This is a genomic window from Methylobacterium sp. Leaf399 (assembly GCF_001424525.1).
GTDB lineage: Bacteria > Pseudomonadota > Alphaproteobacteria > Rhizobiales > Beijerinckiaceae > Methylobacterium.
In genome coordinates this window covers 116,785-135,240 of sequence record NZ_LMQK01000030.1, presented here as the reverse complement: position 1 = coordinate 135,240, position 18,456 = coordinate 116,785, and the positions used below count along the sequence as shown (strand labels likewise).

Annotated in this window: 16 protein-coding genes; 8 read left to right on the top strand and 8 right to left on the bottom strand. The window is 71.1% G+C overall.

Annotated features, from left to right (window positions below; translation table 11 throughout):
• Positions 1-180: 180 nt before the first annotated feature.
• Together ybaL and ASG40_RS13995 are read left to right on the top strand one after the other, a co-directional pair.
• Positions 181-1,998 carry a YbaL family putative K(+) efflux transporter gene (gene ybaL / locus ASG40_RS14000; RefSeq protein WP_055886829.1) on the top strand — a complete coding sequence of 606 codons (1,818 nt, stop codon included), beginning with the start codon at positions 181-183 and terminating at the stop codon, positions 1,996-1,998.
• Between the two features lie 24 nt (positions 1,999-2,022).
• Positions 2,023-2,898, top strand: coding sequence for a LysR substrate-binding domain-containing protein (locus ASG40_RS13995; RefSeq protein WP_055886826.1), 876 nt, complete (start codon positions 2,023-2,025; stop codon positions 2,896-2,898).
• A gap of 9 nt (positions 2,899-2,907) precedes the next feature.
• Here ASG40_RS13995 and ASG40_RS13990 read toward each other — a convergent pair whose 3' ends face one another.
• The 6 genes from ASG40_RS13990 to ASG40_RS13965 form a co-directional block, all read right to left on the bottom strand.
• On the bottom strand, positions 2,908-4,374 hold the full coding sequence (locus ASG40_RS13990) for an amino acid permease (protein WP_055886824.1): 1,467 nt from the start codon (positions 4,372-4,374) through the stop codon (positions 2,908-2,910).
• Positions 4,375-4,562: 188 nt separating this feature from the next.
• Positions 4,563-5,228 (bottom strand): TenA family protein, encoded by a 666-nt coding sequence (locus ASG40_RS13985; RefSeq protein WP_055886820.1) that lies wholly within the window; start codon positions 5,226-5,228, stop codon positions 4,563-4,565.
• Complete coding sequence (locus tag ASG40_RS13980) at positions 5,225-6,112, bottom strand: aldose 1-epimerase family protein (RefSeq protein WP_055886818.1); 888 nt, start codon at positions 6,110-6,112, stop codon at positions 5,225-5,227. The genes ASG40_RS13985 and ASG40_RS13980 overlap by 4 nt, the downstream gene beginning before the upstream one ends.
• Complete coding sequence (gene asnB, locus ASG40_RS13975; RefSeq protein WP_082524078.1) at positions 6,109-8,064, bottom strand: asparagine synthase (glutamine-hydrolyzing); 1,956 nt, start codon at positions 8,062-8,064, stop codon at positions 6,109-6,111. The genes ASG40_RS13980 and asnB overlap by 4 nt, the downstream gene beginning before the upstream one ends.
• A gap of 67 nt (positions 8,065-8,131) precedes the next feature.
• Positions 8,132-8,416, bottom strand: a complete 285-nt coding sequence (locus ASG40_RS13970) for a hypothetical protein (RefSeq protein WP_338011779.1) — start codon at positions 8,414-8,416, stop codon at positions 8,132-8,134.
• Between the two features lie 165 nt (positions 8,417-8,581).
• Positions 8,582-9,787, bottom strand: coding sequence for an FAD-dependent oxidoreductase (locus ASG40_RS13965; RefSeq protein WP_055886815.1), 1,206 nt, complete (start codon positions 9,785-9,787; stop codon positions 8,582-8,584).
• Positions 9,788-10,355: 568 nt separating this feature from the next.
• Here ASG40_RS13965 and ASG40_RS13960 point away from each other — a divergent pair.
• The 4 genes from ASG40_RS13960 to ASG40_RS13945 all read left to right on the top strand — a co-directional run bounded on the left by ASG40_RS13960 (position 10,356) and on the right by ASG40_RS13945 (position 13,887).
• Positions 10,356-11,996 (top strand): porin, encoded by a 1,641-nt coding sequence (locus tag ASG40_RS13960; protein ID WP_055886813.1) that lies wholly within the window; start codon positions 10,356-10,358, stop codon positions 11,994-11,996.
• A 307-nt stretch (positions 11,997-12,303) separates the two neighbouring features.
• Positions 12,304-12,765, top strand: a complete 462-nt coding sequence (locus tag ASG40_RS13955; RefSeq protein ID WP_055886810.1) for a tellurite resistance TerB family protein — start codon at positions 12,304-12,306, stop codon at positions 12,763-12,765.
• 10 nt (positions 12,766-12,775) lie between these two features.
• Entirely contained in the window at positions 12,776-13,174 is a 399-nt protein-coding gene (locus ASG40_RS13950; protein WP_055886808.1) for a CidA/LrgA family protein, read from the top strand.
• Positions 13,171-13,887, top strand: a complete 717-nt coding sequence (locus tag ASG40_RS13945) for an LrgB family protein (RefSeq protein ID WP_055886805.1) — start codon at positions 13,171-13,173, stop codon at positions 13,885-13,887. The genes ASG40_RS13950 and ASG40_RS13945 overlap by 4 nt, the downstream gene beginning before the upstream one ends.
• 4 nt (positions 13,888-13,891) lie before the next feature.
• Here the strand turns inward: ASG40_RS13945 and ASG40_RS13940 are convergent, their stop codons facing one another.
• Both ASG40_RS13940 and ASG40_RS13935 read right to left on the bottom strand, forming a co-directional pair.
• On the bottom strand, positions 13,892-16,018 hold the full coding sequence (locus ASG40_RS13940; protein ID WP_055886802.1) for an ABC transporter ATP-binding protein/permease: 2,127 nt from the start codon (positions 16,016-16,018) through the stop codon (positions 13,892-13,894).
• Between the two features lie 203 nt (positions 16,019-16,221).
• Positions 16,222-16,524 carry a hypothetical protein gene (locus ASG40_RS13935; RefSeq protein ID WP_055886801.1) on the bottom strand — a complete coding sequence of 101 codons (303 nt, stop codon included), beginning with the start codon at positions 16,522-16,524 and terminating at the stop codon, positions 16,222-16,224.
• Between the two features lie 382 nt (positions 16,525-16,906).
• Here ASG40_RS13935 and ASG40_RS13930 point away from each other — a divergent pair, with 382 nt between their 5' ends.
• Together ASG40_RS13930 and ASG40_RS13925 are read left to right on the top strand one after the other, a co-directional pair.
• Entirely contained in the window at positions 16,907-17,539 is a 633-nt protein-coding gene (locus ASG40_RS13930; protein ID WP_055886799.1) for a 2OG-Fe(II) oxygenase, read from the top strand.
• 99 nt (positions 17,540-17,638) lie between these two features.
• Positions 17,639-18,361 (top strand): hypothetical protein, encoded by a 723-nt coding sequence (locus ASG40_RS13925; protein WP_055886796.1) that lies wholly within the window; start codon positions 17,639-17,641, stop codon positions 18,359-18,361.
• The last annotated feature ends 95 nt before the right edge of the window (positions 18,362-18,456 follow it).

Sequence of the window (18,456 nt, the reverse complement as noted above, 5' to 3'; positions counted from 1 at the left end):
AAGCGGACGGATCGTCGTCCCGGCGGTGGCTGCGTGCCGAAACGCTCTCGCGCCGGGGGATTTCTGCCCTAAAGGGAGAGAACCCCTCGCTCCGGCCGTCGATGCGCGGCATGACGCGTTCTCTGCGTCACGCCCGACGATGCCCGATCCCGTCCCCCCAGACCCGAGGTCCTTGAACCCTTGCCGCACGCCACCGGACTCATCGCCATCATCGCCCTGGGGCTCGTGCTGGCCTTCGTCTGCGGAATGGTCGCCCAGCGCCTCAAGCTGCCGCCGCTGGTGGGCTACCTGCTGGCGGGCGTCATGGTCGGCCCCTACACGCCGGGTTTCGTCGGCGACAGCGTGCTCGCCGCCCAGCTCGCCGAGATCGGCGTCATCCTGCTGATGTTCGGGGTCGGGCTCCACTTCTCCATCAAGGATCTGATGGCGGTGCGCACCATCGCCCTGCCCGGCGCCGTGGTGCAGATCGTCACCGCCACGGTGATGGGCGGCGGCCTCGCGCTCGCCTGGGGCTGGGGCATCGGGGCGGGCCTGGTGTTCGGGCTCGCGCTGTCGGTGGCGAGCACGGTGGTGCTGCTGCGGGCGCTGGAGGAGCGCGGCCTCCTCGACAGCGACCGCGGCCGCATCGCGGTGGGCTGGCTCATCGTCGAGGATCTGGCGATGGTGCTGGCGCTGGTGCTGCTGCCGGCGCTGGCCACCTCGCTGGGCGGGCAGGGCGACGGCGCGGCGCATGCGGCCGGGGGCGGCAGCCTCTGGCTCACCCTCGCCCTCACGCTGGCCAAGGTCGCGCTCTTCACGCTGCTGATGCTGGTGGGCGGCCGCCGCTTCGTGCCCTGGCTTCTCGACCAGGCGGCGCGCACCGGGTCTCGGGAGCTGTTCACCCTGGCGGTGCTGGCCCTGGCGCTCGGCATCGCCTTCGGCTCGGCCGAGCTGTTCGGCGTGTCGTTCGCGCTCGGCGCCTTCTTCGCCGGGATGGTGCTGGCCGAATCCGACCTCAGCCATCAGGCCGCGGCCAACTCGCTGCCGCTGCAGGACGCCTTCGCGGTGCTGTTCTTCGTGTCCGTGGGCATGCTGTTCGACCCCGGCATCCTCCTGCGCGAGCCGCTCTCGGTCCTGGCGGTGCTGGGCGTCATCATGATCGGCAAGTCGGTGGCGGCGGTGGCGATCGTGCTGGTGTTCAAGCATCCCCTCGGCACGGCGCTCACCATCGCGGCCAGCCTCGCCCAGATCGGCGAATTCTCGTTCATTCTCGTCGGCCTCGGCCTGTCCCTGAAGCTGCTGCCCGAGGAGGGGCGCGACCTGATCCTCGGGGGCGCCCTCCTGTCGATCACCCTCAACCCCCTCGTCTTCGCCCTGGCCGCGCGCGCCGAGCGCTGGCTCGGGAGCCGGCCCGAGGTCGCAGCGCGGTTCGAGCGCCACGCCGCCGCCCCGCCCGCCATCGCGGCGGAGGCGACCGCCCACCGCGGCCATGCCGTCATCGTCGGTTACGGCCGCGTCGGCAGTGCCATCGGCAAGGCCTTCTCCGCCTGGGACCTGCCCTTCGTGGTGGTCGAGCGCGACCGGCGCCGGGTTCTGGAACTGCGCAAGGCCGGCATCGAGGCGATCTTCGGCGATGCCAGCGCGCCGGGCCTGCTCGAGGCGGCCGAGATCGGGGAAGCGCGGCTGTTCGTCATCGCCGCCCCGGACGCGCATCAGGCCCGCCGCCTCGTGGAGCTCGCCCGTTCCCTCAATCCGAGGATCGACACGCTGGTGCGCAGCCACAGCGACGGCGAGCGCAAGCTCCTGGAGGAGCAGGGCGTCGGCCTCGCCCTGATGGCCGAGCGCGAACTCGCCTTCGGGATGATCGTCTACGCCCTGCGCAGCCTCGGCCTGAAGGAGGGCGAGGCCCGCATCTTCGTGGACACCAGCCGGGCCGAGACCCGCGGCGAACCCCCCGAGGCCGGCGAGCCGCACAAGGGCGCGCCCGAACTGCGCCACCACCAGGCCGATGGTCCCTGACGCCGCGCCTGTCCCGGCCCCGTCATGACCCTCGACCAATTGCGCATCTTCGTGGCGGTGGCCGAGCGCGAGCACGTCACGCGGGCGGCCGAGGCCCTCAACCTCGCCCAATCCGCGGTGAGTGCGGCCATCGCCACCCTGGAGGCGCGGCACGCGACCCGGCTGTTCCACCGGGTCGGGCGCGGCATCGCCCTGACCGAGGCCGGGCGCGTTTTCCTGATCGAGGCGCGGGCGGTGCTGGCGCGGGCAGAGGCCGCCGAGCGGGTCCTGGCGGACCTGAGCGGGTTGCGCAGCGGCACGCTCTCGCTGGCCGCGAGCCAGACCGTCGCCAGCGACTGGCTGCCCCGCCACCTCGTCGCCTTCCGCCGCGCCTATCCGCTGATCGCGGTGCGCCTCTCCGTCGGCAACACCGCCGAGGCGGCCGGGGCCGTGCACGACGGGACCGCCGAACTCGGCTTCGTCGAGGGCGACCTCGACGACCCGGCGCTGGCCGCCGCCACGGTGGCGCAGGACCAGCTGGTCCTGGTGGTGGCACCCGGCCACCCGTTCGCGGCCGCCCGCGACCTCGCGCCCGGGGATCTGGCAGAGGCCGAATGGGTGCTGCGCGAGGCGGGCTCGGGGACGCGCTCGGTGTTCGAGGCGGCGCTGGCGCAGGCCGGCATTCCGGCCGCCGGGCTCAGGGTCGTCCTCGAACTGCCCTCGAACGAGGCGGTCCGGGCAGCGGTGGAAGCCGGCGGCGGGGCCGCCGTGCTGTCGCGCACCGTCGTGGCGGCCTCCCTGCGGGCGGGCACCCTGGTGCAGGCCGCCTTCCACCTGCCGGCGCGGCCGTTCCGGGTGCTGCGGCACAAGGAACGCTACCGCAGCCGGGCCGCCGACGCGCTGCTCGCGCTGATCGGCTGAACGAGTGCGCTACGCCTCCCGCCCGACCCGGCTGTGGTTGCGGCTCCAGGCGAAGTAGATCACGAGGCCGATGGCGAGCCAGACGCCTAGGCGCAGCCAGGTCTCGCCGTCGAGCGACACCATCATGGCAAAGCAGCTGACGATGCCGAGGATCGGCACCAGCGGCACCAGCGGCGTGCGGTAGTCGCGCCGCGCGTCCGGCTGGGTCCGGCGCAGGATGATGACGCCGACGCAGACCAGGATGAAGGCGAGCAGGGTGCCGATGCTGGTCATGTGGCCGAGCTGGGAGATCGGCAGGAAGCCGCCGAGCGCGCTGGTGAACACCATGAAGAACAGGTTCGAGCGGTAGGGCGTCTTCCAGGTCGGGTGGATCTTGGAGAAGAAGCCCGGCAGCAGCCGGTCCTTGCTCATGGAGTAGAACACCCGGCTCTGGCCGAGCAGCAGCACCAGGATCACCGTGGAGAAGCCCGCGATGACGCCGAGCGTCACGAGGCTCTTGAGCCACGGGAACGGCGTCATCGCGATGGCGGTGTTCACCGGCGCGGCGTCTCCCTTCATCTGGGCGTAGGGGACGAGGCCGGTGAGCACGCTAGCGAAGGCGATGTAGATCACCGTGCAGATGGCGAGCGACCCCAGGATGCCGATCATCATGTTGCGCTGTGGATTCTTGGCCTCCTGCGCCGCCGTGGAGACCGCGTCGAACCCGACGTAGGCGAAGAAGACCACGCCGGCGCCGCGCATGATCCCGCTCCAGCCGTACTCGCCGAAGGTGCCGGTGTTCTCGGGGATGAACGGCACGTAGTTCTGCGCCTTGATGTAGAACAGGCCGACGCCGACCACGACCGCCACCACGGCGAGCTTGATGAGGACGACCACGGCGTTGACCCGGGCCGATTCGCGGATGCCGACCATCAGGAGGGCGGAGGCCGCGACGATGATGACGATCGCCGGCAGGTTGACGAGGCCGTGCGCCACGGTGCCGTCGGCGAGGGTGTAGGTCTCGAACGGCGAATTCACGAGGCTGGGCGGCAGGTTGATGCCGAGGCTGTCGCGCAGGAAGCGGGTGACGTAGCTCGACCAGCTCACCGAGACGGTGGCGGCGCCGACCGCGTATTCGAGCACGAGGTCCCAGCCGATGATCCAGGCCACGAACTCGCCCATGGTGGCGTAGGCGTAGGTGTAGGCCGAGCCCGCCACCGGGATCATGCCCGCGAGTTCGCTGTAGCACATGCCGGCGAAGGCGCAGGCGAGGGAGGCGATGGCGAAGGAGATCACCACGGCCGGGCCGGCGTGCTCGGCCGCCGCGATCCCGGTGAGCGAGAACAGCCCGGCGCCGATGACCGCGCCGATGCCGAGCGCGATCAGGCTCCAGGGACCGAGCGTGCGTTCGAGTTGGTTCTCGCCGCTGTCAGCGTCGGCGTTGAGACGCTCCAGGGATTTCGTGCGGATGAGATCGCCGGCAAGGCCCGATGCCATGAATGTCGTGTCCTCTCAGCGTCCGTTCTCGCGGGGGCCCGAGGGCGGGCCGCCCGTCCTGGTCCATCTTGCCGACACGGGCCAATCGCGACCCTGCGATCCGTGCCGGAGAGTCGACATGCGACGAGTCGCGGTCCGGTTGCAAATCGTCTGCCACCCGGCCTCGCATCCCGGTCCCGGCGCGAGCCTCACACCGGCCAGCGCGCCTCGCGGTAGGCGCCGTCCCAGAACATCCATTCGAGCTGGGTGGCGCGGGTGAAGGCCCGGTGCATCCGCTCGCGCAAGGAAGGCGAGGCGTCGGCCGCGGCCTCGTCCGTGGCCGCGATCATCTGCGCGACGGCGGTGGCGAACTCCTCGCCGGCGTAGGTGTCGATCCAGGCCTGGTAGGGGTTGGCGGAGGCCGCCCGCGAGAGGATGTCGGTGCCGACCTCGGCGTAGATCCAGAAGCAGGGCAGCAGGGCCGCGAGCACCACCTCATAGGGCTCGCCGTAGGCGGTGGCCATGAGCGAGGAGACGTAGTGGTCGCAGGCCGGCGACAGCGGCGTCTGCGCGAAGGTCCGCGCATCGATGCCGTGATCGCGAAAGAAGCCGCCGTGGAGCGAGCGCTCCACCACGATGGCGGTCTCGGCGGCACGGGCGAACTGCACGATCCGGTCGGGGTCCGGCGCCTTGGCGGCGGCGAGCGCCAGGGCCCGGCCGAAGCCGATCAGGTAATGCGCGTCCTGCACGATGTAGTGGACGAAGCGGGCCGGGCTGAGGGTGCCGGCGGCGAGCTCCGCGTTGAAGGGCATGGTGCGGATCGCCTCGTAGGCGTCCGCGTTGCGCGCCCAGGCCTGGGCCGAGAAGGCGGTCATGCGCCCGCCGCCTCGAACGACAGCGTCACGCCGTGCCGCGCCCGGGCTCCCGGCGCGAGCAGGCGTTGCGCATCGCGCTCGGAGAGATCGCCGGAGAACCCGGCCCAGTCGGCGTGCCCGGTCCAGCATTCGAGGGAGAGGAAAGGCGCCGTCGGCTTCGTCCAGACGGCGAGGTGGGGGAAATCCTCCGCTTCGAGGCGGATGGCGCTGCCGTCGGGACCGGCAAAGCGCATCCACCGGCTCTTCGCGTCGAGGACGACCAGGGCTTCGGTGAAGATCTCCGGATCGAGGGGGAGGGTGTCGCCGTCGAGGGGCAATGGCTGCTCGTCGCGCAGGAGCAGGCCGCCCTCGCCGACCTGCGGGGCGAACGGCCGCTCGGGATGCTCGAACACCACCGCGTAGCCGGCGCCGGCCGCACGCTCGCCCCCGGCGAACGGCCAGGGGAAGGCCGGGTGGAACCCGAGGCCGTAGGGCAGGGCGGTCTCGCCGGTGTTGTGCACCACGATCGTGAAGGCGAGGCGGCCGGGGCTCACCGTGGCGGTGATGTCGAGGGCGAAGGCGAAGGGGTAGTGCGCGCGCGTCGCGGCGTCGTCGCCGAGCCGCAGGGTGACGGAGTCCGGCGCCTGCGCCGCCACCGCGAAAGGCAGGTCGCGGGCAAAGCCGTGCTGGGCCATGGGGAAGGTGTCGTCGCCGACCCGGACGCGCCCGCCGGCGCTGGCGCCGACCACCGGGAAGAGCCACGGCGCATGGCGGTTCCAATGGGCCGGGTCGCCCTCCCACAGGTACTCGCGCCCGGCGACGACCCAGGACACCGGCTCGGCGCCGTGGAGGGCGATGGTGGCCGCCGTGCCGTCCGCGGCTGCGATGGTGATCGTGTCGCTCAAGCCGATGCTCCCCCTGGCGTCTCTCCGGCACTGTGCCGCGCCCTGCGGCCTTGCGCCAGACGCCAGGCTTCGAACGTCACGAGCGGCCATAGCCCGACCGCATGGTTGCGCCGCCCCGACAGGTGCTCGTCGAGCATCGCCCGCACCAGGCCCGTGTCGAGGAAGCCGCCGCCGGCGTCGGGCGCCCGCAGCAGGTCGTTCGCATAGGCGCGCAACGGGCCGCGCAGCCAGGCGGCCAGGGGCGGGGCAAAGCCCTGCTTCGGCCGCTCGAACAGGGCCGGCGGCACGTGGCGGGCGAGCACCCGGCGCATGAGCCACTTGCCCTTGCCGTCCCGCCGCAGCAGCGATTCCGGCAGGCTCCAGGCGAAGGCGACGACGTCGCGGTCCAGCAGCGGCACCCGCGCTTCCAGCCCCACCGCCATGCTGGCACGGTCGACCTTGGCGAGCACGTCGTCGGGGAGGTAGCTCAGGGTGTCGAGGCGCCGCATCCGCTCGAGGAGCGAGCCGTCCGCCTCCTCGTCGAGGGGGTGCGCCAGTCCCGGCACGCCGCGCGCCAGCGCCTCCGCCGCGGGGTTGAGGGTGAGGAGGCGGGCATAGAGCCCGAAGCCGTCGCCCGACAGCTGTGCCGCCGCCTTGCGCAGGCGGTCGGCGGCATCCGGCCCGCCCCAGGGCCGGGGCAGGGCGCGGCCGAGGATCGCCAGGGCCCCGTGTGGCAGGGCGAGGACCGCGCCGGCGGCGAGGCGGCGCAAGGGGGGCGGCACCGGCTCGGCGCGGGCCGCGAAGCGCAGGGCGAGGGCATAGCGGTCGTAGCCGGCAAACAGCTCGTCGCCGCCATCGCCCGAGAGCGCCACCGTGATCCCGGCCCGCCGCGTGGCGGCGCAGAGGAGGTGGGTCGGCAGGCCGGATGGGTCGGCCAGGGGCTCGTCGTAGATCTCGGGCAGATGCGCCACGAGGGCCAGCGCATCCGCCTCGCGGACGGGGATGGTGGTATGGTCGGTGCCCAGGTGCCGGGCGACCCGCGCGGCGGCGTCGCTCTCGTCGAAGCGCGGATCGTCGGTGAAGCCGGCCGCGAAGGTCTTCGGGGCCTGTCCGTGCGCGGCCATCAGGGCGACCACCGTGGAGGAATCGACGCCCCCCGACAGAAAGGCGCCGAGCGGCACGTCGCTCGCCATCTGCCGCCGCACCGCCGCCGCCAGCAACGCCTCGAGCCGTTCCGCTGCGGCTTCGTCCGACCCCCGGAACGGATCGGCCCGGCCGGTGCGGACGACATCGTCGAGGCGCCAATAGGCGCTCGTGCGGGGGGCCTCGCCGGGGCGCCAGCACAGGAGGAAACCGGGGGCGAGCTTGCGCACACCGCTGAGGATCGAGCCCGGTGCGGGCACGTAGCCGTGGCGCAGGAGGCTCGACACCGCCGCCGGATCGATCCCGGGCGCGAACTCCGGGCAGGCGGTGAGCGCGCTCAGCGTCGAGCCGAACATCAGGCGCTCGCCATGATGCGCATAGAACAACGGCTTCACGCCGATGCGGTCGCGAGCGAGCCACAGGCGGCGCTCGTGGCGGTCGTAGGCCGCGAAGGCGAAGATGCCCTCGACCCGGTCGAGGGCGGCCGGGACGCCGTGGCGGGCGATGAGTTCGACCAGGACCTCGGTGTCCGAGGTGCCGGCGAAGGTGTGCCCGCAGTCGGACAGGTGCCGGCGTCGGTCGGCGGCGTCGTAGAGTTCACCGTTGTACGTCACCACCCAGCGCCCGTCGCGGGAGCGCATCGGCTGGGCGCCGGCGGCGCTCACGTCGAGGATGGCGAGGCGGCGATGGCCCAATGCCACGCCGTCTTCATGCCAGACCCCGCGCCCGTCCGGCCCGCGGTGGGCGAGGGCGTCGGCCATCGCGCCGGCGAAACGCGCGAGCCGCTCGGGCGAAAGGCGAGGATCGACGAGGCCGGCGATGCCGCACATGCGCGAAGGGTCGCCCGCCGACGTGAACGGGCCCCTTCGCGATGTGCCGGGGCCTGCCCGGCAGGCTTTAGTCCACCGTCTTCAACTGATCCAGGGCGACCTCGCCGTTCTGGCTGCGGAAGCGCGGCGAGCCGCCGCTCGACTGGGAGACGCCGTTGATCTGGTGGTCGCCGCTATCGTAGGTGGTGCGCTTGCCGTTCTCCTCGATGACGAGGCGCTGCTTGTCCGGGAAGAAGGCGTAGCGCAGGCCGTTCTGGCCGCCGCTGGTGGACGGCCTGCCGAGTTCCTGCGGCCACCAGGCCTCCGATCCCTGCATCGGCTTCATGGGCTTCATCGGTTCCATGGGCTTCATGGGTTCCATCGGCTTCATCGGTTCCATCGCGGTCGTCCCGTGGTTGCTGTCGCTGGCACGGGAGACGCTCGAACGGCGCCTTGGGTTGCATCGCGCCGGGTCGGTCATGCCGGCGATGCGGCGTGCGCATGCCCGCGGGCGGCCCGATGTCGGCAGCGGGCGGGATCACATCCGTGCGGAGGATCCGGTCATGGGCGGGGCCTCGGCCCGCACCAGCGACGCTCCGGCCTGTCGCACCAGGGCGGCGCCCTTGCGAACCAGGGTGTTGCGCGCCCGCCGCGCGACCCAGACCAGCCCCGGATCGATCGCCATGGAGCGGGAGAACTCGCTCTGCCGGATCGCCTGGGCGTCGCTCTCGACCTTGCGCGGGTCGTCGTAGAACGCGCCGATCTTGGAGGCGTCCATGCCGGGCGTCGCCAGCCAGCGCGGGATGTGGACGTTGCATAGCAGGTCCACGTCCGTGAGCACCCGCTTCACCCCGACGCCGGGGGCCGGGCAGGTGGTGCAGAAGGCATCGCCCACCAGCACGACGCCGTCGCGGCGGTGCCCCTGCGAGAGGGTGAGGTCGATCGGGCGCACCTGTACCCGGCCCGCGACCCCGAGCCCGCCGCAGATCCCGCCGAGGTTCGGCATCAGGGCGCCGAGGGTCTCGGCCGGGTTCTGGCGAAACGCCCTGGTCCAGGGGTCGTTGGCCTCGCGGTAGACGAACAGGTTGGCGCGCATCGTGTCGCGGATCGGAAACAGGGTCAGGTAGGCGACCCGGTCGTAGCCGGTGCCGTAATAGGCGAGGGACTCGAACGGGTAGGCGTAGGCCGGCCGGTCGAGGTCGAACCCCAGCGACAGCGAATGGGCCTTGCGGGTGTCGACCCGCGCGATGCCGACCATGCGGCGGATGGCGTCGCCGAGCCCCGTGGCCACCACGACGAGCCGGGCCGCGATCGCCCGGCCATCGGCCAGCGTCACGGTCTGGAGGCCGGGCCCGGCCTCGATCCCCGCAACGCGGCCGACCATGAAGTCCACCGCCGCCGGCATGGCCCCGCGCAGGGCGTTGACGACGTCGGAATAGCCGTAGCCGTACTCGCGCCCGCGATGCCGCGCGACGAGACGGCCGAACCGGTAGATGTCGATGCTGTCGATGGCCGTGGCGGCGCCGAGCGCGGTGTCGGCGAGCCCGAGAGGCTCGAGCATCGCGACGTGGGGCGGGCCGAGTTTTTCGGCCCGGAACTCGGGCGGGAAGACCCGGTGCGAATCGACGAGTGCCACCGAGCGGCCGGCCCGGGCCAGCACCGTCGCCGCCGCCGTCCCGGCGAGGCCCGCGCCGATGACGACGACCTCGACCTGCGTCGTCGACGGCATCACTGTCTGGTCCATCGTCGACATCGTCCCGGGCGGTCTGTGCGGCGTGCCTGCGCACTGCGCGCCGCCTCGATCGGAGGGTCGCCCAAAGCCCTGACAGTCCGATTAACGGGACGGCCGAGATCCGGGGTGATCCGGTCGTTCCCGCATCGGTTTTTCGCCGCAAGCCGCAGAAATCCGCGTTTGCGGGACCTAAAATGCCTAACGAATGGTCAATCTATTGAATTGATGCCCGCTGCCGCGGCGCGGGAGGGCCGAGATCAGACCTTTCGCGGGCTCACGCGAACCCACGCCGACCCGGCATCTCCAAAAATGCTTGCGCGATCGGCCGTTAGCCGCCTCAGGTTCGTTGCAGCACCGCAACAGAGGGAGGGAACTTCCGGCAAGGACACGAATCCGTGTTGCTTGGAGCGGGGGGTGTCGTCCAAGGTATATCAGCACGGGGGCAAACCCCGGCAACGCCCGCGGTTCCGGCAACGGACGCGACGGGTTTCTACTAGCAAGTACGGGCGGGCCGGTTGCGACCTTGGGGGTCGGAATTGAGATCTGCATAGTCTTTGGTCTCGAAACTCTGGAGATAACAATGAGGCTCTTAAAGAGCTCGCTCCTCGGGTCTGTCGCGGGGGTTTTCGCGGTAGCTGGAGCGCAGTCCGCCGATCTGCCGGTCAAGAAGGCCGCCCCGATCGAGTACGTGCGTGTCTGCTCGGCCTACGGCGCCGGGTTCTTCTACATCCCCGGCACCGACACCTGCCTGCGCCTCTCGGGCCGCGCTCGTTTCGAGGTCGGCTACGGCGAGTCGAAGCAGCGTAGCGGCACCAACGGCGACCTCGTCGGTTACCGTGGCCTCGCCCGCATCAACCTCGATGCCCGCACCCAGACCGGCTACGGCACCCTGCGCGCCTTCGCCCGCCTCGAGTTCGCCTCCCGCACCGGCGCCACCCAGGGCATTCGCTCGGGTACCCAGGAGCGCATCGGCAACGCCTTCGGTGCGAACGGCCAGGATCAGGCCGGCCACGTCCAGCAGTTCGTGAACACCGACAAGGCGTTCATCCAGTTCGCCGGCTTCACCGCCGGTCGCGCGTCCTCGTTCTTCGACTTCTACGCCCACGACTTCGAGATCCAGACCGCGACGGCCGGTTCGGACCTGCAGTCGACCAACCTGCTCGCCTACACCACCAAGCTCGGCGACAGCGGCTTCTCGGCGACCCTGTCGCTGGAAGACCCGGCCTTCCGCCGCAACACCATCTACTCGCAGGAATTCGCGAACCCGGCTCAGGGTGCCAACGTCGCTGCGCTGCAGCGCGTCCTGTTCAACACCACCGTCGCCGGCCCGCAGTACCAGACCGTCGACGTCCGCGGTTCGAGCCGTCTTCCCGACTTCGTCGGCGTGCTCCGCTACGACGCGGCCTGGGGTTCGGCCCAGCTGTCCGCTGCCGTGAAGGAGATGAACACCCAGAACTTCGTCGCGGGTTCGTCGGGCCTCGCCGCCAACGCCGGCGCTCTGACTCCCGGGTTCGTTCTTCCCGCGATCGGTCCGACCGCACGTCCGTCCTCCGAGTACGGCTGGGCCGTGCAGGGTGGCGTGAAGATCAACATGCCGTTCATCGCACCGGGCGACACCTTCTACCTCCAGGGTGCCTACGGCGAGGGCGCCAGCCTCTACACCGGCATCCCCTCCTACAACGGTAGCTATGCCTCGCGCATCAGCACCATCAACGGCGCCGCCTTCGACCCCTACATGTCGGATGCGACCCTCAACCCGTTCACCGGCAAGATCGAGCTCTCGAAGAGCTTCAGCGTCGTCGGCTCGTTCCTGCACTACTGGTCGCCCGAGTGGCGTTCGGCGGTGTTCGCCAGCTACTCGGAGATCGAGTTCGCTCGCGGCGCCCGTCAGGCCAACGCACTCGCCTACTCCGGTGCCGGAAACGCGACCAACAACAACTTCACGGGTATCGTCGGCACGCGCTCCTTCGCGCTCGCCCCCACCCTTCGCGACAACTACCAGATCGTCGCCGGCGCGAGCCTGATCTGGTCGCCCGTCAAGGACCTCGATATCGGCGTCGAGGGCATGTACACCAAGGTCGGCGTCCAGCAGGGCCGGGTCATCGACCAGACCCGCAACGCTCCGCTCACCGCGGCGCAGATCAATGCCGGTGCCGCCGTCCGCACCGTCACCGCCGACGACACCTACCAGGTCCGCATGCGCGTCCAGCGCGACTTCTAGGACCCGACATCCTCCGGCGCGGCGGGCGCCGCGCCGGGGACCCATGGCTGGCCATCGCCTTCGGCGATGGAGAGTTTCGAGAATCGACGACTTGGCCCGGCTGTGGAAGCCGGGTCTTTTCGCGTTGAGGGCTTGGTTTCGCAGCGCCGGTTGTCGTCGTCGTCCGGCCGGGTGATCGCGGGAGGCGCAAGCCGAACCCTCTCCTTTTCGAGGGAGGGCATTCGCGTTTCGACCGGCGAGCGACGGCTCGCATCGCCGACACGATCGAACGACGCCCCGCCGACTCCCGTCTCCGCACGAGGCTCCGATGACGCTGATCGAACGCCTGAAGTCCTACGCCGCCGACGCCTTCGGGCTCGCCGCGCCGGAGGTCGCCGATCCGGCAGAGGACGAGGCCCTGGCGGCCATCGCGCTGCTCGTGCATGTGGCACGGGCCGACGGCACCCTGGCCGCGCCCGAGGCCGAGCGGCTCGCCCGCCTCGTCGAGGGTCGCTATGCGCGCTCGCGGCCCGAGGCCGATGCCCTGATCGCCCGCGCCACCGCCTTCGACGCCGAGACCCGCGACATGGCCGAACTCGTCGAGCGGATGGGGCATGACGCCGATCGCCCGGAGCGGTTGCGCCTCCTGGCCATGGCCTGGTCGGTGGCCAGCGCCGACGGCGCCGTCCACGAGTTCGAGGAGGCGCTGGTCTGGCGCCTTGGTGGCCTGCTCGGGCTCGGCGAGGACGAGATCGGACGCGCCCGCACCGGCCCGGCCGCCATCGCCTGAGTCTCATCCGATGATCGTCAGCCTGACGCTGATCCTGATGGCGCAGCTCGTCGGGGAGGCGGCGGCGCGCGGCGCCGGCCTGCCGGTGCCGGGGCCGCTGATCGGGATGGCCGTGCTCCTGGCCTTCCTCGGCTTGCGCGACCGGGCCACCCGCCTGTCGGACCGGGTGCTGCCGCGGCCCCTCGTCGACGGCACCCTGGAGGGGACCGGCAAGGGCCTGCTCGCTCACCTCTCGCTGCTGTTCGTGCCGGCCGGTGCCGGCATCGTCGGGCGCCTCGACGTCATCGCCACCCACGGCCTCGCCATCGCCGTGGTGGTCCTGGTCTCCACCCTCCTCACCCTGGCGGCCACGGCCCTGACCTTCGTGGCGGTGGCGCGCCGGATGGCACCGCGCGACGACCCGCGATGAAGGGGGATTTCGCCGTCTGGGTCTACCTCTCGCACACGCCGCTGCTGTGGCTGACCGTGACGCTGCTCGCCTACGGCGTCGCCGAGCGGGTCGCGCTCGCCACCGACCGGCACCCCCTCGCCAACCCCGTGCTCGTCGCCATCGTCATCACCGCCACGGTACTGTGGCTCACCGGCACGCCCTACGCGACCTATTTCGAGGGGGCACAGTTCGTCCACTTCCTGCTCGGGCCCGCCACCGTCGCCCTGGCGATTCCCCTCTACGAGTACCGGGCCACGGTGATGCGCGCCCTGGTGCCGATGCTGGCCGCCCTCGTGGTCGGTTCGCTCGTGGGGATCGTCTCGGCGATGAGTCTGGGGCTCATGCTCGGTATCCCCCGCGACGTGGTGGTGGCGATGAGCCCGAAGTCGGTGACCACGGGCGTCGCCATGGGCATCGTCGAGACCTTGGGCGGCGATCCGACCCTGGCCGCCGTCCTCGTCATGCTCACCGGCATGACCGGCGGCATCCTGGTGACGCCGCTGATGAACCGGCTGCGGATCGAGGACCGGCGCGCCCGCGGCTTCGCGGCGGGTCTGGCCGCCCACGGCGTCGGCACCGCCCGCGCCTTCCAGGTCAGCGCCGTGGCCGGCACCTTCGCCGGCATCGCTCTGGGCCTCAACGCCTTCCTCACCGCGATCCTGGTGCCGGTGGCGGTGGGGTTCTTGCGCTGAGGGCCTACTCCGCGGCGACGGGCTTGGGCATGTCGCGCGGCACGAACCTGCCGTCGTTGCCGGCCTGCATGTCGAGGCGGCGGTCGTGGAAGGCGTGCAGGGTCGAGCGGTGGCCGATCGAGACGATGGTGGTGTCGGGCAGGCGCTCGCGCAGCATCCGGTAGATCCCGGCCTCGCTGGCCTCGTCGAGGGCGGCGGTCGATTCGTCGAGGAACAGCCAGGCTGGCTTGGCCAGCACCGCCCGGGCGACGGCCAGGCGCTGCTGCTCGCCCCCCGACAGGCGCTGGTCCCAGGCATCGACCTCGTCGAGGCGGTCGACGAGCTGGGGCAGCTGGGCCGCCACCAGCGCCTCGCGGATCGCCGCGTCCGGGAACTGGTCGGTGGTGTTGGGATAGACCACGGCGCCGCGCAGGGTGCCGAGCGGGATGTAGGGCCGCTGCGGCAGCACCAGGGCCGACTGGCCCGGCGGCACGTCGATGCGGCCCCGGCCGAACGGCCAGATGCCGGCGATCGCCCGGAACAGGGTCGACTTGCCCGAGCCCGACGGGCCGGTCACCAGGGTGGCCGATCCCTTGGCCAGGGCCAGGCGCTCGGCCGCCACGATCTCGCGCCCGTCCGGCAGCGCCAGGGCGAGGCCGGCGGCGGTGACGTCGCCCGCCGTCTCGTTGCCCTGGACGAGGCCGTAGCCCGCCCCGTTCAACGCTTCCGCCTTGGTCATCGCCCGCTTGAACGACGTCAGGCGGTTGGTGTTGGCGCGGTAGGAGGCGATGGTGGTGTAGGACGAGATGAAGAACGACAGCGACGATTGCACGTTGGCGAAGGCGCCGGCGGTCTGCTGGAACTGGCCGAGGGTGATCTTCTTCGTGAAGTAGGACGGCGCGGCCAGGATGTAGGGGAACACCACGCTGATCTGGCTGTAGGACAGGGTGAAGCTGCCGAGCTTGATCCGCCGGTAGATGATGTCGACGAAGTTGCCGATCACCGCCCCGAACAGGTCGCGCAGCCGCAGCGTCTCGGCCCGCTCGCCGCGCAGAAGCGCGATCTGCTCCGAATAGATGCGGGTGCGCGCCAGCGAGAAGCGGAAGTCGGCCTCGACCTTCTCCTGCCGGAAATCGAGCCCGATGAGTGGCCGCCCGATCAGGTGGGTCAGCCAGGTGCCGATCACCGCGTAGCCGACCACCAGCCAGACGAGGAAGCCCGGCACCACCGTGTCGGTGAAGGGCAGCGCGAAGTCGCGCGACAGGCCCCACAGGATGACCATGAACGAGACCAGCGTGGCCGCCTGCGACAGGAGCCGGATCGACAGGATCATGGTCTGCTGGATGAACAGCCGCACGTCCGCCTGGATGCGCTGGTCCGGGTTGTCGGCCGCCTCGTCGGTGAACGGGATGCGGTAGTGCACGCCCGCATCGAGCCAGCGCTCGGACAGGCTGCGCGTCAGCCAGGTCCGCCAGCGGATCTCCAGCGTGGCGTCGACGAAGGTGTCGAACATCCCGATGACCACCCAGATGGCGGCTAGGGGCGCGAAGACGAACAGCAGTTGATACCAGAACGCCTCGGCGTTGTACTCTTGCAGGGCGTTGAACAGGTCGCGGTACCAGAAGTTCAGCCGCAGCTGCAGGGCCACCTGGGCGAAGGTGATGAAGATCGAGAGCGCCACCAGCCGCTGCCCGATCTTGCCCTCGGTGCCGCCGAAGAAGCGGAACGGGCCGATCTCCTTGGTGGGGGCGTCGTGCGTGGCGAAATACGGGTCGGCGATCAGCGTGATCGCGCGGATCGGCTCGAGGTAGGAGATGCCGAGCACGATGGCGGCGAACACCACCGCGCCCGTGGCGGCGAAGGCGGGCGGCAGCAGGGCCGCTATGGTGCCTGGCAGGATGCCCAGGCCCGCGAGCTGCTGCGCGCCGGCCAGGGTGACGTAGCCGATGCCGTACATCGCCACGAAGATCTTGAGGAAGGCCGAGAGCCGCACCGAGGCGTAGAGGATGCCGGCCATCGCGAGGCCGCTCAGGGTCACGTAGAGCGGGGCCGCGGGCGCGCCGGGCACCAGCACCGGCGTGAGGAGGAGAACGAGGACGAACACGGCCGTCACGGGGGCCTGGAGGCCGAGGCCCGTTCTCAACACCGCCATGCGCGTCCCCCCGTCGTCGTCTCGTGGTGTCGGTCGTCTCGCGGGCGCCTGACCCCGCCGCAGTGACCATCGGACATGGCGAGATCGTGGCACGTCCCAGGGCGCGGCCGCGACGACGATGCCGCATGTCAGGCCCCCACGGGGGGGCGGCGGCGCTCGGGGAAAAGCCGATCGGAGCGGGAGGGCCGTCCCCGCGAAAAATCCTACTGCCAGTCCCAATCGTTGAACCCGAGTTCGCGGCAGCGGTAGCCCACCGGGCATTCGGGGTTGTCGCGGGTGGGCACGAACCGCAGTTCCGCGATCTCGCTCGTCTCGCAGAAGCTGCGATCCTTGACGAAGCGTTCGAGGGCCGAGCCGCCGGCGTTCAGGAGGATGGCGCCGCTCTTCTTCACGAGGCCCATCGCCTCCGAACAGACCATGCGCTGAACGGCGGCACCGGGCTGCGCCTGCGCGCCAGCCGGCAGCGTGAAGCAGAGGATCAGGGCGAGGACGGTCCGGTTCGACACGGGGACTTGGCGCCGTTCCTGTTTCCGATGGCGCCAAGCATGGCAGTTTCCGCGCCCTGCGAAAAGGGCTCGGCCGTCTGGAAGAGGGCTTAAGCCCGAGGAATGACCGGCACGGACCCAGGCTCCGCCGGCATCCGTTCGAAACACGGTTGCCAGTGTCTTGACGCAGGCCGCCGTAGAGTGGGCGACCGGGGCTGCCGCCGGCTTGTCTTACCTGGCCTGCCGCCGGCTTGTCTTACCTGGGCTGCCGCCGGCTTGCCGCAATCGCGGAGTCTACCCGGCGGCTCGGCCCGGCTCGTCGCGCGAACCGGGCTCCCATTCTTCAGGTCGGGATCGAGACCGTCTCGTTCCCGCGCCGCCACAGACGGGACGACCGGTAGCCATGGCCCAGCTTTCGACCATCGACCTCGATGCCGTGCGCGCGGCGCCGGTCTCGCGTGAGCCCTACAGCTTCTGCCTGGGCACGGACGTGCTCCGGCCCGAGGCGATCGACGAGATCCGCCAGGATTTCCCGGCGATCGCCAAGCCGGGCTACCTCACGGTGGACGAGGTCGCGCTCAAGGGTCGGTTTCGCGACCTGATCGAGGAACTGGAGAGCGACGCGTTCTCGGTGATCCTCGGCGAGAAATTCGGGATCGACCTCGTCTCCTGCCCGCGCCTGACCACGATCATGAAGCGCTCGCAGCTCAAGTACGGGTCGATCCACACCGACGGCCCGTCCAAGGTGCTGACGCTGCTCGTCTACATGAACGACGCCTGGGACGCGCCGGCCGCCGGCCGCCTGCGGGTGCTCTACGACGGCAAGAACTACGCCCCCTTCGCCGTCGAGGTGCCGCCGACCATGGGTACGATGTTCGCCTTCCTGCGCGCCGACAACTCCTGGCACGGCCACGAGCCGTTCGAGGGCGAGCGCCGGGTGGTGCAGGTGGCCTGGGTGAAGGATGCCGCGGAATTGGAGCGCAAGAAGAAGCGCAACCGCACCGCCCAATTCCTCAAGGGCATCTTCGGGCGCTGACCGGCGGTCGAAGTAACGAACATCCCGCGGTGTGGTTCCAAAGCGGCTTCACAGGGTTCCACATCCTGGTTTATGAATCATGAACCGGGAGGGGGAGCGATGGCGCAGGGGCTCGACGGGACGTTCGGCCCGACGCTTGTCGACGACGCGTGCCCGGAGTCCGACGGCCGTTCCCTGCTCTGGCTGGTGGTGCCGGTGGTCCTGGCCATCGGCTGGGGCATCTTCTTCGCCTACACCGCGATCTACCTCGCCGACGACACGGTTCAGCGTCCGCACCGGGACAGCGAGCGGGCCGAGGCGCGCACGGAGGCGAGTGCCTTCGTCATGATGCCGGAACCGGCGCGGCAGCCGGCCTCGTTGCGTCCCTCCCGCGGGCTCGACCGGCCCGCTTCGCCCGCCGAGCCGGCCGCCACCGACGCGATCCCGCCCGACGCGGCGGCTGCCCAGCCGTCGTCGCCGGTCCCGGCCAAGGCCGAGCCCGTGATCGCCGTACCGGCCGGTATCCCGCGGGCCGCGGACATCGAAAGGGCCGAGTTCGTCGGGCTGTGGGGGCCGACTCCCGCCGCCTGCCAGGCGCCCTCGCGCCGCCACGGCTACATTCCGGCCCGGATCACGGCCGGCGGCGCCAGGGCCGGCCGTACGATCTGCACGTTTCGCGACGGCCGCCGTGCGGGCAGCGCCTGGGTCGTGGCCGCCGAGTGCAGCGACCGCGGCCGGCGCTGGTCGTCCCAGGTCCGCCTGACCGTGGACGGCGACCGGCTGACCTGGTCGAGCGGCAAGGGCGCCTCCGCCTACGTGCGCTGCGGCCGCCGCGACGGCTGAGCGGCCGTCGCCCGACCTGCCCCACGACGTCTCGCCGCGCGTGTTCTTTTCGCTGGCGCGGTTGTGCAATCCCGCTACCGTGACCACAACCGGCG

What these genes read in the sequence shown, in the direction of transcription:
- ASG40_RS13995 (WP_055886826.1), top strand. Translation starts at nt 2,023, where the DNA reads ATGACCCTCGACCAATTGCGCATCTTCGTGGCGGTGGCCGAGCGCGAG.
- ASG40_RS13990 (WP_055886824.1), bottom strand. Translation starts at nt 4,374, where the DNA reads ATGGCATCGGGCCTTGCCGGCGATCTCATCCGCACGAAATCCCTGGAG.
- ASG40_RS13985 (WP_055886820.1), bottom strand. Translation starts at nt 5,228, where the DNA reads ATGACCGCCTTCTCGGCCCAGGCCTGGGCGCGCAACGCGGACGCCTAC.
- asnB (WP_082524078.1), bottom strand. Translation starts at nt 8,064, where the DNA reads ATGTGCGGCATCGCCGGCCTCGTCGATCCTCGCCTTTCGCCCGAGCGG.
- ASG40_RS13970 (WP_338011779.1), bottom strand. Translation starts at nt 8,416, where the DNA reads ATGAAGCCCATGGAACCGATGAAGCCCATGAAGCCGATGCAGGGATCG.
- ASG40_RS13965 (WP_055886815.1), bottom strand. Translation starts at nt 9,787, where the DNA reads ATGGACCAGACAGTGATGCCGTCGACGACGCAGGTCGAGGTCGTCGTC.
- ASG40_RS13960 (WP_055886813.1), top strand. Translation starts at nt 10,356, where the DNA reads ATGAGGCTCTTAAAGAGCTCGCTCCTCGGGTCTGTCGCGGGGGTTTTC.
- ASG40_RS13955 (WP_055886810.1), top strand. Translation starts at nt 12,304, where the DNA reads ATGACGCTGATCGAACGCCTGAAGTCCTACGCCGCCGACGCCTTCGGG.
- ASG40_RS13950 (WP_055886808.1), top strand. Translation starts at nt 12,776, where the DNA reads ATGATCGTCAGCCTGACGCTGATCCTGATGGCGCAGCTCGTCGGGGAG.
- ASG40_RS13945 (WP_055886805.1), top strand. Translation starts at nt 13,171, where the DNA reads ATGAAGGGGGATTTCGCCGTCTGGGTCTACCTCTCGCACACGCCGCTG.
- ASG40_RS13940 (WP_055886802.1), bottom strand. Translation starts at nt 16,018, where the DNA reads ATGGCGGTGTTGAGAACGGGCCTCGGCCTCCAGGCCCCCGTGACGGCC.
- ASG40_RS13930 (WP_055886799.1), top strand. Translation starts at nt 16,907, where the DNA reads ATGGCCCAGCTTTCGACCATCGACCTCGATGCCGTGCGCGCGGCGCCG.
- ASG40_RS13925 (WP_055886796.1), top strand. Translation starts at nt 17,639, where the DNA reads ATGGCGCAGGGGCTCGACGGGACGTTCGGCCCGACGCTTGTCGACGAC.